10 protein-coding genes are annotated in these 13,240 nt (G+C 63.1%); 7 read left to right on the top strand and 3 right to left on the bottom strand.

Annotation, left to right across the window (positions count from 1 at the left end; genetic code table 11):
* The 3 genes from ASV56_RS18690 to ASV56_RS18680 all read left to right on the top strand — a co-directional run.
* On the top strand, window positions 1-734 hold a 734-nt coding region (locus tag ASV56_RS18690; protein WP_216635418.1), incomplete at its 5' end, for a helix-turn-helix transcriptional regulator.
* Entirely contained in the window at window positions 727-1,125 is a 399-nt protein-coding gene (gene dmfA1, locus ASV56_RS18685; protein WP_062563510.1) for a N,N-dimethylformamidase subunit alpha, read from the top strand. The genes ASV56_RS18690 and dmfA1, both read left to right, overlap by 8 nt.
* A 35-nt stretch (window positions 1,126-1,160) precedes the next feature.
* Window positions 1,161-3,449: a N,N-dimethylformamidase beta subunit family domain-containing protein gene (locus ASV56_RS18680; protein ID WP_062563509.1), complete on the top strand. Its 2,289-nt coding sequence runs from the start codon at window positions 1,161-1,163 to the stop codon at window positions 3,447-3,449.
* Between the two features lie 270 nt (window positions 3,450-3,719).
* Here the strand turns inward: ASV56_RS18680 and ASV56_RS18675 are convergent, their stop codons facing one another.
* Complete coding sequence (locus tag ASV56_RS18675; RefSeq protein WP_062563508.1) at window positions 3,720-4,154, bottom strand: hypothetical protein; 435 nt, start codon at window positions 4,152-4,154, stop codon at window positions 3,720-3,722.
* A gap of 150 nt (window positions 4,155-4,304) precedes the next feature.
* On the opposite strand from ASV56_RS18675, the gene ASV56_RS18670 reads away from it, so the two are divergent.
* The 4 genes from ASV56_RS18670 to ASV56_RS18660 are packed head-to-tail and all read left to right on the top strand — an operon-like array spanning window position 4,305 to window position 7,647.
* Window positions 4,305-5,822 (top strand): recombinase family protein, encoded by a 1,518-nt coding sequence (locus tag ASV56_RS18670; protein WP_062563782.1) that lies wholly within the window; start codon window positions 4,305-4,307, stop codon window positions 5,820-5,822.
* A gap of 11 nt (window positions 5,823-5,833) precedes the next feature.
* On the top strand, window positions 5,834-6,280 hold the full coding sequence (locus tag ASV56_RS25075; protein WP_253880165.1) for a ParB N-terminal domain-containing protein: 447 nt from the start codon (window positions 5,834-5,836) through the stop codon (window positions 6,278-6,280).
* 6 nt (window positions 6,281-6,286) lie between these two features.
* Window positions 6,287-6,733: a plasmid partitioning protein RepB C-terminal domain-containing protein gene (locus ASV56_RS25070; RefSeq protein WP_263567934.1), complete on the top strand. Its 447-nt coding sequence runs from the start codon at window positions 6,287-6,289 to the stop codon at window positions 6,731-6,733.
* Window positions 6,730-7,647, top strand: a complete 918-nt coding sequence (locus tag ASV56_RS18660; RefSeq protein WP_062563507.1) for a plasmid partitioning protein RepB C-terminal domain-containing protein — start codon at window positions 6,730-6,732, stop codon at window positions 7,645-7,647. The genes ASV56_RS25070 and ASV56_RS18660 overlap by 4 nt, the downstream gene beginning before the upstream one ends.
* A 499-nt stretch (window positions 7,648-8,146) precedes the next feature.
* On the opposite strand, the gene ASV56_RS18655 is transcribed toward ASV56_RS18660, so the two are convergent.
* On the bottom strand, window positions 8,147-9,223 hold the full coding sequence (locus ASV56_RS18655; protein WP_062563506.1) for a DUF2793 domain-containing protein: 1,077 nt from the start codon (window positions 9,221-9,223) through the stop codon (window positions 8,147-8,149).
* 11 nt (window positions 9,224-9,234) lie between these two features.
* On the bottom strand, window positions 9,235-13,233 hold the full coding sequence (locus tag ASV56_RS18650) for a baseplate multidomain protein megatron (protein WP_062563505.1): 3,999 nt from the start codon (window positions 13,231-13,233) through the stop codon (window positions 9,235-9,237).
* Between the last annotated feature and the right edge of the window lie 7 nt (window positions 13,234-13,240).

Genomic DNA, 13,240 nt, shown 5'->3' with positions numbered 1-13,240 from the left:
CCGCGCGCAATTTCTGGAACCCGGCTGGCTACAAGGGGGGGTCGACCAGCTATCTGAAGAGCCGATCAAACAGATATGTCGGCAATCTGCATACCAGCAGCGAAGATCCCGGCCAGCCATCTGTCGGGTTCCTGAGGATCATTGATGACATTTCGCCCGTGCTGTCTGCGCTGGTCGACAACTGGGAAACACCGAAATCGCTGATCGAAGGGCTGGAGGAACATGCCTGCTCCCTCTTCATCGACGACAAGGGAAACACTCAGCGCCCCCACAGGCATGAGGCATGTATCTTCGGCAGGATACATGAATTGTCCAACATTGCCGTCAGAAAATACGGCAACATCGACAGCCTGCATGTCATCGGCGCGCGTCTGCCCAGCACCTGCTGGTGCCTATGCGGAGAGATCGTGCATCGCGTCGATTTCAAGATCTGCCATGGCGGCTGGCTTGTAAGCCACGTCCCCGCGTCCCTACCCTTCGGATTGACCATCAGGCAGGCCGAGGTCTGCTCACTCTCTGCTATCGGCATGACGCGCACCCAGATTGCGGACATTCTGACAATATCTGCACGGACCGTCGATCGGCATATCGAAAATATACTAGAAAAAACCTTCGCCAGAAACCGGATCGAGCTTGCATATCTCGCCGCGAGCTCCGGCCTGATCAACCTAGATTACCTTGTCGCACATTTCAATTCGGCACAATGCCACAAAAAGGGAGGAGAAGATGACTGAAGCCAGCGAATCCTGCGTCCGGGATCCGTCGAACTATCGTGACAGGAGCGCCGACTGGTACGCGTTCTATGACGAGCGGCGGCGAAAGGAGATCATTGACATCATTGATGAACACCCCGAAATCGTCGAGGAGCATGCCGCGAACCCGTTCGGCTACAGGAAGCACCCCAGCCCCTATCTTCAGCGAGTGCACAACTATTTCCGCATGCAACCGACCTTCGGAAAATACTACATCTATTCCGAAAGGGAATGGGACGCCTATCGGATCGCCACGATCAGGGAGTTCGGCGAGCTGCCGGAGTTGGGTGATGAGCGATTCAAGACCGAAGAAGAGGCCATGCACGCCGTGTTCCTGCGCCGCATCGAAGATGTGCGCGCAGAGCTTGCATAGTCATTTCTCAGCACGAATTCACACAGGGGGAAGACATGAAAGACATTGCCATTCGCGGATATTGTGACCGCCCCAGCGTCGCCACTGGAGAAACGATCCGCTTTTACGTCAGCGCCAACGAAACCAGGGGGACATTCGATGCCGAGCTGGTCCGGCTGATCCATGGCGACAGCAATCCGGCGGGTCCGGGTTACAAGGAGGAAGCGATCAAATCCGATCTGGAAGGGCAGTATCCCGCCCGCTTTCAGCGCACCCAGTTCGGAAGCTATGTCGAGGTCGCGGATCCCGACGCCGGGTTGCAGCCCGATGGTGCGTTTTCCGTTCATCTGTTCCTCTGGTCCACAACGCCGAGCCGTGGCCGTCAGGGGATTGCGTCGCGATGGAACGACGAGCGCCAGTCGGGGTGGAACCTCGCGATCGAGGACGGCCGCGTCGTGTTTACGATTGGCGACGGCAGCGGTGCGACCTCCAGTGTCGTCAGTGATCGCCCGCTGTTTCAGCAGATCTGGTATTCGATCACCGGTGTTTATGATCCCGAAAAGAAACAGCTTCGGCTGTATCAGAAATCCGTCGTGAACCGGACAAACAGCCGCTTCGGGCTTGTCGTCCCGCTCGATTCGGATTGTGCCGTCTCTGCCGATGCCACTGTAAAGGCTGCCGATTCCGAAACCTCGCTGCTGATTGCCGGGCTCGGCGAGGCAGCCGCGCAGGACGGCCGGACCTGGTGCATCGCCCATTACAACGGCAAGGTCGATGCCCCCAAGATCTATGGCTGCGCGCTGGGCCAAGACGATGCGGAAAAGCTGTCCAGGGGCGAGATCGTGAGGCCTATTTCCCGCCTTGCCCATTGGGATTTTTCTGCTGGGATCGGGCTGAACGGGATTCCCACCGATCACGTCGTCGATGCCTCGGGGAATGGGCATCACGGCCGCTGCATGAATCAGCCCGATCGCGGCTCGACCGGGTGGAACTGGGACGGGCATGAGGAGAACTTCATCCACTGCCCCGAGCAGTATGGCGCGCTCTGGTTTCACGAGGACTGCCTGGACGACTGCCGCTGGGAAAAGGATTTCGAGTTCACCGTTCCAGAGGGCCTGAAAAGCGATTTCTACGCGGTGAAGATCCGTTACGAGGACACCGAGGATTACATTCCGTTCTTCGTTCTTCCGCCGCGCGGAACCGCCACGGCGCCGATCCTCGTCATTGCCAGCACGCTGAGCTATCTCGCCTATGCCAATGAGCAGATCATGCACAAGGCGGATATCGGACAGGCCGTCGCCGGCCATACGCCGGTTCTGAACGAAAACGACGTCGAGTTGCACAAGAACCTGAGCTATTACGGGCTGTCAACCTATGATGGTCATATCGACGGTCGCGGCGTGCAATACACCTCATGGCGGCGCCCGATCATGAACCTTCGCCCGAAACATCGTCAGGGTTTCGGCTCGATCTGGGAGCTTCCCGCCGATCTACACTTGATCGACTGGCTGAACCATAACGGTTTCGAGTACGACGTCGCCACGGAACATGATCTGAACGATCAGGGCGCGGAATTGCTGCGCCGCTATAAGGTTGTGCTGACCGGCTCGCATCCCGAATATCAGACTTGGGCCAATGCCGATGCGTGGGAGGATTATCTGGCCGACGGCGGGCGCGGCATGTATCTGGCCGCGAACGGGATGTACTGGATTGTGGAAGTTCATCCGGAAAAGCCCTGGGTCATGGAGGTCCGCAAGGAACTGGGCGTGACCGCTTGGGAAGCGCCGCCCGGCGAATATCACTACAGCACCAATGGACGGCGCGGCGGTCGTTTCCGTGGACGCGCCCGCGCGACCCAGAAGATCTGGGGCACCGGAATGAGCAGTTTCGGTTTCGATCATTCGGGTTATTTCGTTCAGATGCCCGACAGCCAGGACGAGCGCGTCGCCTGGATCATGGAGGGGATCGATCCTGAAGAGCGGATCGGCGATGGCGGCCTCGTCGGAGGTGGTGCCGGTGGATATGAGTTGGATCGCTACGATCTTGCTCTGGGCACGCCGCCGAATACCTTACTGCTTGCAAGCTCGGTCGAGCATAGCGTCGTCTATACGGTCATCCCCGATGACAAGGCATTTCCGCATCCGGGGATGAATGGTGGCGAACATCCTTTCGTCCGCGCCGACATCACCTACTTCTCGACCGCAAATGGTGGCGGCATGTTCGCGACATCGTCCATTTCCTGGCTGGGCAGCCTGTCCTGGAATGATTACGATAACAATGTCTCGAAGATGACCAAGAACGTGCTGAATCAGTTCATCAAGGATGAGCCGGCGCCGCGGGTCTGACCAGAGCCGAGCGGCGGATATTGTCACGATATCCGCCGTGCGCTCGGGCCGTCGTTCCCCCGGTTCGCCATGCACAAAGCGAAGTTGTTTTTCAGCAGGCCTGAAAGCTTGAGCGCTGAACAACATGGCAGGGGGAAAAACGGCGGTTTTCGCTGTGCGCGATGGCCGCTGGTGCTGTTTGGGTCAAACCCGCGGAGGGGCTGATCAGGCACACAACTCTCTGTCTCGTGCCATATCAGATAGCACGGGAGCGCCGCGAAATCCTGCGCATTATCGGCGGACGGTAAAATCAGCCTCGTCAGGCGATCCTTCGGTGTCGTCGGGTTCATCGTTGACTGTCAGCCGACGGACCGTCGCCAGTAGCTCCTCGATCGCCTGTTCCGCTGCCGCGAGTTTCACGGCCATCATCAGTTCCTCCCGCCCCGCCATTGCGAGGAACATCCCCAGCACCTCGTCGGAGTGTCGCGCCGGAGCGACCAAATGCTCTCCGCTCGGGCCGTATCTGCCAGCGAACCAGTTCTTCACCGTCTTCTCATTGGCGCCGGTCCAGGAGGCGACGATCTTTGCCCCCGCCCGACTGTCTCCGAGTGATCGCTTCAAGGTCGATGCGATCTCAGCCGCGAACCAGTTGTCCGGCTCGTGCTGACCGTTCCCAGTATGCCTTTTTTCGTTTGGAAAGAACTTGCCCTTTTTCGGAAACGACATTCCGGCCTCCCTCGCGTTACATGGACACGGGGATTCAGCCGCAGCTTTGCGCGGACTGGAGGAATTTGCTTGGAATGACGAGGAGATGCGCGCTTGGGCGGTCGATGGACGACCAATTCGGACAGGAGCGACGGGGCGCCCGAGGTGGATGTGCCCGCGGTCGCTTATGTCCGAATGTCGACGGATCACCAGAAATACTCGACCGAGAACCAGCTCGACGTCATCCGCAAATATGCATCGGATCGCGGTCTTGAAATCCTGCGCATCTTCGAGGATTCCGGTCGGAGCGGGCTACGCCTCGACGGCCGCGAGGCACTACAGAGCTTGATGGGAGAGGTCGAATCCGGGCAAGCCGACTTCAAGGCGATCCTCGTCTATGACGTCAGCCGCTGGGGCCGGTTTCAGGATGCCGACGAAGGCGCCTACCATGAGCATGTCTGCTCGCGCGCCGGGATCCGCGTCCACTACTGCGGCGAGCAGTTCGAGAATGACGGCAGCATCGGCTCGAACCTGCTGAAAACCGTGAAGCGGGTCATGGCTGGCGAATACAGCCGCGAACTCTCGGTCAAGGTTTTCGCGGGCCAGTGCCGCCTCGTCGAACTCGGTTTTCGCCAGGGCGGCGCGCCCGGATACGGATTGCGCCGGGTGCTGATCGACGAGCACGGCAATCCCAAGGGTGAACTGTCGCGCGGCGAGCAGAAAAGCCTTCAGACCGACAGGGTCATTCTCGTCCTCGGTCCCGAGCACGAACAGGATGTCGTCCGGCGCATGTATCGCATGTTCGTCGAGGACGGCCGATCCGAGCGCGAGATAGTGGATGCCCTGAACGCCGATGGACTGCGCACCGATCTCGACCGGCCATGGACGCGGGCGACGGTCCATCAGGTGCTGACCAACGAGAAATACATCGGCAACAACGTCTTCAACAAGATCTCCTTCAAGCTGAAACAGCGCCGGGTGGTGAACCCGCGCGAGATGTGGATCCGCGCCGAGGGCGCTTATCCGGCCATCGTCGATGAGGCTCTGTTCCTGCGCGCTCGGGAAATCGTCGATGCGCGCAGCCGCCATTTCTCGGACGAGGAGCTGCTGGATGCCCTGCGCGCGATTCTGAAGCGCCAAGGGATGCTTTCGGGGCTGATCATTGACGAGGAGGACGACGTGCCGTCCTCCAGCGCCTATCGCGGCCGCTTCGGCAGCCTGCTGCGCGCGTACCGACTGATCGGCTATGAGCCCGACCGGGACTACAGCTACATCGAGGTCAACCGGGCGCTGCGGCAGGCCCATCCACAAGTGGTGGCCGAAATCATCGCTGGCGTCGCCCGGCGCGGCGGGTCAGCCGTGCAGGACCCCGACACCGACCTGGTGCGCGTCAACGGCGAGTTCACGGTGTCCATCGTGCTGGCTCGCTGCACAGCCACAGCGACCGGATCACTGCGCTGGCGCATCCGTCTCGACACCGGCCTGGTTCCCGACATCACGATCGCCGTGCGCATGGACGAGGCGAACGCGGCGCCGCGCGACTACTACGTGCTGCCCAGCATCGACATCACCTTCGGGAAACTGAAATTCGCCGAGCAGAACGGGCTCGCGCTCGATGCGTACCGGTTCGACACGCTCGATTTCTTCTACGCGCTCGCCTCGCGGGCCAGGATCGCGGAGGTGGCGTGATGCCCGACGACATGGAGCCGATCAGCCAGAAGCAGGTGACCCTGATCCCAACCGAACGGATCCGGGTTCTTAATCCCCGCATCCGCAACGGTCGCACCTTCGAGGCGATGGTGGAGAACATCGCGCGCATCGGCCTGAAGCGCCCGATCACCGTGGCGCCGCGCGCCGGGACCGATCCGCAGGAATATGACCTCGTCTGTGGACAGGGCCGCCTCGAGGCCTTCATCGAACTGAAGCAGGACCGCATCCCGGCCATTGTGATCGAGGCCGACGAAAGCGATTGCCTTGTGATGAGCCTCGTCGAGAACTGCGCGCGGCGGCAGCACAACCCCATCGATCTGATGCGCGAGATCGGCGCGCTCCGCCAGCGCGGCTACAACGACCGCCAGATCGGCGAGAAGATTGGCGTGTCCACGGAATACGTAAACATGATCGCCGGCCTGTTGGAGAAGGGCTAAGAACGCCTGGTCTCGGCCGTGGAGACCGGGGTTCTTCCGCTGAACCTCGCTATCCAGATATCCAAGACGGACGCGAAGGGCGCGCAGAAGGCGCTGATGGACGCCTACACGCAGAACAAGCTGCGGGGCCGGAAGCTGACACTCGTCCGTCGGCTGATCCAGCAGCGTGAACAGCGCGGGCCGCAGCTACGCCACAATCCCTTTGGCCGCCGCGATGGGGCGAAGCGGGCGCTGACCAGCGAAGGGCTGGTGCGGGCCTATCAGCAGGAAGCGACCCGTCAGAAGCTGCTGATCAAGAAGGCCGAACTGACGCAGGGCCGACTGATGTTCGTGCGCGAGGCGTTTCGGAAACTCCGCACGGACGAGCATTTCATGACGCTTCTGCGAGCCGAAGGACTCGAGACGATGCCGGGCGACCTCGCCAAGGCTGTCACGGATGGGAGGCCGACTTGATCCGCGATTCGAGCCAGCACCCGCATGACGTTGATCGCGGCTTCGAGGACGACTGCGTCACCATTGCCATCGAGGCGATCCTCCCTCTGCGCACGCTGGGCAAATCCGCCAAATCAAGTCGGAAGTATCGACAGATCCTTGCTTCCATTGTCGAGATAGGTCTCGTCGAGCCACCGGTCGTGGCGCGAAACCCGGATCGATCCGCCACATGGCTGCTGCTCGACGGGCATATGCGGATCGAGGTATTGAAGGACCAAGGCGTTCAGGAGGTGGAATGTCTGGTTTCCACCGACGATGAGGCGTTCACCTACAACAGGCAAGTCAGCCGCCTCGCCCCGGTCCAGGAACACAAGATGATCCGCAAGGCAATCGAGCGCGGCGTCCCGGAAGAGAAGATCGCGGCCGCGCTCGCTCTCAATCTCAGTAGCATTCGGCGAAAAGTTCATCTTCTGGACGGGGTCTGCGAGGAGGCGGTGGCGATCCTGAAGGATAAACCCTGCACGGCTGCCGTCTTCGAGGCGCTGCGCAAGATGAAGACCATGCGCCAGATTGAGACCGCAGAACTGCTCGTGAACGCGAACAACTATTCCGTAGCCTATGTAAATGCGATCCTGGCGGGAACACCGCAATCGCAATTGCTCGAGTCGTCGAAGCCGAAGAAGGTCAAGGGCATCACACCAGAAGCCATGGCGCGGATGGAACAGGAACTGGCCCGGCTGCAGGAGGGCATCGCTTCGATCCAGGACACATACGGTCAGGATCACCTGCATTTGACCGTGATCAAAGGATATGTCGGCAGGCTCCTCGGGAACGCTCGTGTGGTGCGGTATCTCGCGCAGAACCATCCAGAATTCTTCGGCGAGTTTAAGACAATTACTGAGATCACACCGGTGGAAACCAATAGCCCCGATTGACGGGCTGGCAGCAGATGATGGGGACCCGGACCCGATAAGCGCGGGGACCGCAGGAGACGCCGGACGGTGGGCCGGATCAAGTGCGGCGGTGGGGATGGCGGCGAACCCGCTCGGAGCCCACCACGGTCGGCGGACATATCGCCGACCACGCAGGTATCCCATAGGTGGCTATCTGCGATGTTTGACGGGCGCGCCGCCACTAGCCGGATACTGGGTGCCGGTTGAAGGAGCGGCGCGCCCGCGCGCTGTATGTGGAGTCAGCGCAAACGAGTTGCGGCTGTCAGCAATCGCAACACACGGTGGTCTGGAATGACCACGAGGCCCAGTTCTTTGATTCGACTGCAACAACGCCCTTTGCTCGGTTTTCTCGCTGATCCCCTCGGCATGTGTGTCCACATAATGGAACTGGACGGAGACATACCGACATTCGGACGATCCCGTGCTCTGGCATGCGGACGAAGTCATCCTTGGGTCATTGAAGTGTAATAGCATGCCTCCCTCAGCCGATCTTTGCGCCCCAGAACGAGGAGTGATCGGCGGCGAAATACCCATCCGCCGCGCGGAAGGTGCCCTGCAGCTCGACGGTGTCGCCCTGTGCGAGCAGCACCATGGTCTGCAGCCAGAGCGCCGTCGCCTCGGAGGCATGGGCCCCGGAAATCTCGCCCCGCGATCCCCGGATTTCGGTCGATCCGTTCAGCACCAGTCGCCCGCGCATCCGGGCATTGGTGCTGGAATTGACCTTGTAGAGCAGCGTGGCGCCGAAGAGGTAGGTGCCATCGACCGGGGCGACGAAGCGGTTGTTGCCGGCATCGAAGGCATCCTGATCGTTATAGTCGGTGTTATTGATGCCGATCTTCGTCCAACTGTCGACGGCGACATAGTTGTCGTAGTTGGTATAGCCCTTGAAGCGCGGCAGCCGGGGCTGATCGACGATGCCGGTGGCGTTGTCGACGATCAGCCCGTCGAAGAAGCTGCTGCCATCAGCCGAAACCGCGAGGCGGAACTTGTCTGAACCGAAGAGGCCGACCAGCGCCTTGGTCACGAAGCCGGTCTGCAGCGTCAGCCCGAGATCGTCGCCCGCAGCCTCCTTGTTCATCGTGTAGAAGAGATCGCCGGTCCCACCCTCGGCCACGGTCTTCGCCGTCCAGAGCGCCGCATTCAGCTTGGCCGAGAATGGGTTCGACACATCCGCCGTCGTCCCCAGCCCAAGGAGCGCGAGGTTCTGCAGCGATGCCGGGGTTGTCCCGGCCCAGCCAGACCCGTTGTAGACCAGCAACAGGTCCTCGTCCTCGACCCACACCCGCCAGCCGGTCCGGGGCGGCAGGCGCAGCCAGGCGCCGTCCGTCCAGAGCGCCACGCTCAGATCCCAGCCCGCCCAGTCGCCGGTGGCGCCGGAGCCGACGATGTAGCGGTCGCCATCGGCGGGGCTGCCTGGCGGGCTGTTCAGGTTCCGGTCGAGAACGGAGAGCTGGACGAGCCCGTCGAGCAGCCGCAGGGCCTCATTGTGGGTGACATGCTTCTGGGCCTGCGCCGTCAGGATGTAGGGCAGCAGGAGATGGGTCGTCGTGTCGGACATGGGGAAAGCCTTCAGAAGCTGAGGGTCACGGTTTTCGCTGCGCCCCGCCCGATCAGGGCGGAGAGCTGGAAGATGCGGATTGCCAGCGTCTGGCCGGGTCCGAGCGGTGCGCCCCAGTCGGCGGACTGCTGGGTGGCGGCGTAGACTACGCTGGTGCTGGCGGCGGCCAAGGTTCGCTTGACGGCCGGGCCGTCGAGGATCTCGACCTCATAGGCTTCGACCTCCTCGGAGAGCGGCACCTCGCCGGTGCCCCAGTTGTCCGCCGAGAGGGATCGCGAACGGCGGGTCCAGCGGATCGTGAGATCACCCGGTGTGCGTGGCTTTCGCCATGGCTGCTCGACATGGGCGACCGAGAACGGCCGGCGCCCCACGCCCTCGGGCGTGAAGCTCGTGGCAACATAGGTCTCGTCGCTGACCGGACGGCTTGCCGGGCCGATGCGCCAGTTCCAGGGAAGCCCGAGATCGGCCTCGGCGACCGGCAGCGAGGCAAGGCTCTCGTCCAGCACGACCACCCGCGCACCAGCGGGCGCCGGATTGCCCATCGCACCCTCGGTTCCGCGCTGCCCGCGCAAGAGCCGGGTCAGACGATACCGACCGGGCGCCAGCAACTCGGCCGCACCCGCCTGCACGATTTCCCAGATGCCTGGTGCGCTCTCGATGGCGAGTGCATTGGCGCCGCTGAACAGCGCCAGATCCGTGACGCTCTCCAGCGTGCCCGAAAGCAGATCGACCACCAGCACGTTGCCGAGATCGAAGCGTGAGGTCGGCCCCGACCAGAAATCCGAAACCAGGACGCCGATCCGCGCCCGACCGCCGAAGGTGGTCAGCAGCTCGAAGCCATCGGACGAGCCGCTGCGGAACACCGCCATCTCGCCGGGCCATGGAACGGCATGGGCTGCGACGAAGGGACGATGCGCCGGCTGATCCTCGGTCAGTTGCGGCAGGTCCATCACTATCGCGTCGGGCGCTCCGAACACGACCGGGCGCGTCAGCGAGGCCGCACGCGGATCGCCGGGCGGCAGATCATAGGTCGCGCGGTCCTGGCGGATCGCTTCCACTCCGCGTGCCTCGGCATCCGCGACGGAGACGAGACGGAACTCGATCTCCCGCCCGTCATGGGCGAGCCGGATCACGTCGGCGGGATCGAGCGCCAGCCGCGAGGGCGGAAGGCGGAAGATTGCGCTCTCGCGCCCAGTCCAGGCTTCGAGCAGAGCGCGGCGGCAGCGGCGTTCCGCCTCTTCCGGCGGAACGGCCATCGGGAAACTCTCCGATGTGATCCGCGCCGTATCGACGGTGATGCGTCGCGCCTCGACCAGCGCGGCGTCGTAGTCCTCGTCGGCCCGGGCTAGTTGCCATTTCAGCGCCTGCGGCAGCTCGGTTTCCTGGCCCCGCGTCAGTTCCAGCACCTCACCCTCGCGGCTGGAGGCCAGATCGTCGACCGATAGGGTCAGGCTGGATGCCCGGCCGCGCATGACGAAGCGGATCACGCCCTCGGTCTCGATGGCATCGAAGCCGAAGTGGCGGGCCAAAGTAGAAATCGACGCGCGCGGGCTTTCCAGCGCGCCGATGACATAGCCCTCGACCGCGCCCCAGAGGCCGGAAACGTCGATCAGGCTTTCCGCAAGACCGGCGCGCATGCAGAGGTGGCGCACGAGCGCGGCGAGCGACACCGCGCCCAGCCGACCTGTCAGCCAGTGACCGAGCCGCCAGTTGGGGCCGTCCGTCCAGATGCCCGTCAGTTCGGGGAAGAAGGGATAGGGCCGCGCATCCCAGGTCCAGGCGGCGCATTCCGGCACATGCACCATCCGGTCGCCGTAGATGGCCGAAACCGGATTGTTCGCTGAGGTGCCCCACCAGAGGTAACTGGCCTCGAGGTAGGCACGCTGGATGGCGTCGTCGCGCCAGCCGCGCGAGAAGTAAGGCGTGAAGCTCTCGGAGGACTTCGGGTCGAAGAACACGTTCGGCTGGTTCGTGCCTCGGTCGATGGCGGGGCATCCAAGCTCGGTGAACCAGACGGGCTTTGACTGCGGCACCCATGCCGTCGGCGTGCCGCTCTCGATCCCGCCCGGTCGGTTGAAATGCGGGTTCGACCACCAGGCGCGGAGATCCTTGTAGCGGAAGACCCAGGACTTGCCTGCAGCGCCGTCGGTGATGGGCGTGCGCAGTTGCGCCGACCTGTCGGCCGCACTGGCATAGAACCAGTCGAAGCCCTCGCCCCCGGCAATGTTGGCCTGCAGGTAGGCCCGGTCATGGATGCCGGGCCAGCCCTCGAGGGCGTCGGCATGGTCGAACCCGTCGCGCCAGTCGGAGAGCGGCATGTAGTTGTCGATGCCGATGAAGTCGATGTTCGCGTCCGACCAGAGCGGGTCGAGGTGGAAGAACACGTCCCCTGTTCCATCGCCGGGCTGGTGGCCGAAATACTCGGACCAGTCGGAAGCATAGCCGACCTTGGTGCCCGCGCCGAGGACTGACTTTACATCCGCCGCCAGCGCCTTGAACGCCGTCACGGCCGGATAGGCGCTGCCGCTGGACCGGATCGTCGACAGTCCCCGCATCTCGGTCCCGATCAGGAAGGCATCGACACCTCCCGCCACCGTGCAGAGATGGGCGTAATGCAGGATCATGCGCCTCAGGCCCCAGTCACCCGCGGGGCCGGTCCAGTTCACGTTGTCGCCCGATACTGCGAACTGCGCCAGGGTGGCTGTACCGAAGAAGCTGGAGACCTGTGTTGCGGCGGCTGCTGTCTTGTCCGCAGTTCCGGCATAGCCCGACGCCGGGGAACAGGTGATCCGGCCCCGCCACGGGAAACTCGGCTGGCCCGGCGTCGCGGCATTCGCGCTGTAGGGGTTCGGCAGCGTGTTGCCGGGTGGCACGTCCATCAGCAGGAAGGGATAGAAGGTGACGCGCAGGCCGCGCGCCTTCATCTCGCGGATCGCCTGCACCACCGCGAAATCCGCAGGTGTGCCGCCATAGACGGGCCGATCCTCGGCATCGCGGCTGACGAGATGGGCGGCGGCCCGTGCCACGCCGTTGACCGTCCACACCTTTGGGCTGGTGACCTTCGTCGCCACCTCGACGCCCGGTTTGATCGAGCAATTGCCCGCGCGCAGGTCATTGCCGAACCAGGCGACGACGAGGCTGACACTCTCGACGGCCGGGGCCATGGCCTGCAAACGGTCGAGGGCCACGACGATATCGGCCTCATCGGGCAGCGCGTTCAGGTTCTCGGCCGAGGTGGTGCCGCCTGTCGTCTGGCCAAAGATGGTGGTCGTGGCCCCGACTGTCTTGCGGACCGCTTCGGTAGCATAGGTGAACTCGCCCGAGGCCGGGATCATGGTCACGGCTTTGACCAGCCCCTCGGCCGTGTCGGGATCCGCGAGCGGCCGGAAGACCTCGAACGAAAGCTGCGGCAGTCGATTGCCGTAGTTCGAGAGCGCCAGTTCCTCGAAGACCACATAGGCTGTCCCGCGATAGGCTGGGGTATTGGTCACCCCCATTTTGGCCGCGATGAAGGGGTCCGCAGCTTGCGCTTCGTCGCCGGGATACCAGCGCCAGGTGATCCCGGTCATGTCGAGCGGCTTGCCGTCCGCCCAGATGCGGCCGATGCCGGTGATCGGGCCTTCGCACAAGGCGACCGCGAAGGAGGCGTAGTAGAGGTATTCCGTCGTCTGGACCCGGCCACCGCCGCCGCCCTTGCCGCCGCCCTGTGTCGTGGTCTTGGTCTCCTCGCGGAAATCCGTGGCCCAGATGATGTTGCCGCCAATGCGCATGCGGCCGTAAAGGCGCGGGATGATCGCGCCTTCCGTGGCCGAGGTGATCCGCAAGCTGTCGAGGCGCTGGCCCTCGATCTTCTGCGCGGGCGCCAGCGAGGACACGATCCAGCTATCGACGACCGAACCGATGGTCGAGCCGATGAAACCGCCGATGGCGGCTCCGGAAAAACCGAGGATCGCGCCACCGAACGCCCCGCCGATGGCGGAACCGACAGCGCCGAGGACAAGCGTGGCCATGGGAAAA

Source organism: Paracoccus aminovorans, assembly GCF_001546115.1.
GTDB lineage: Bacteria > Pseudomonadota > Alphaproteobacteria > Rhodobacterales > Rhodobacteraceae > Paracoccus > Paracoccus aminovorans_B.
The sequence above is the reverse complement of the archived record's forward strand: the minus strand, read 5'-3'. Positions and strand labels throughout refer to the sequence as shown.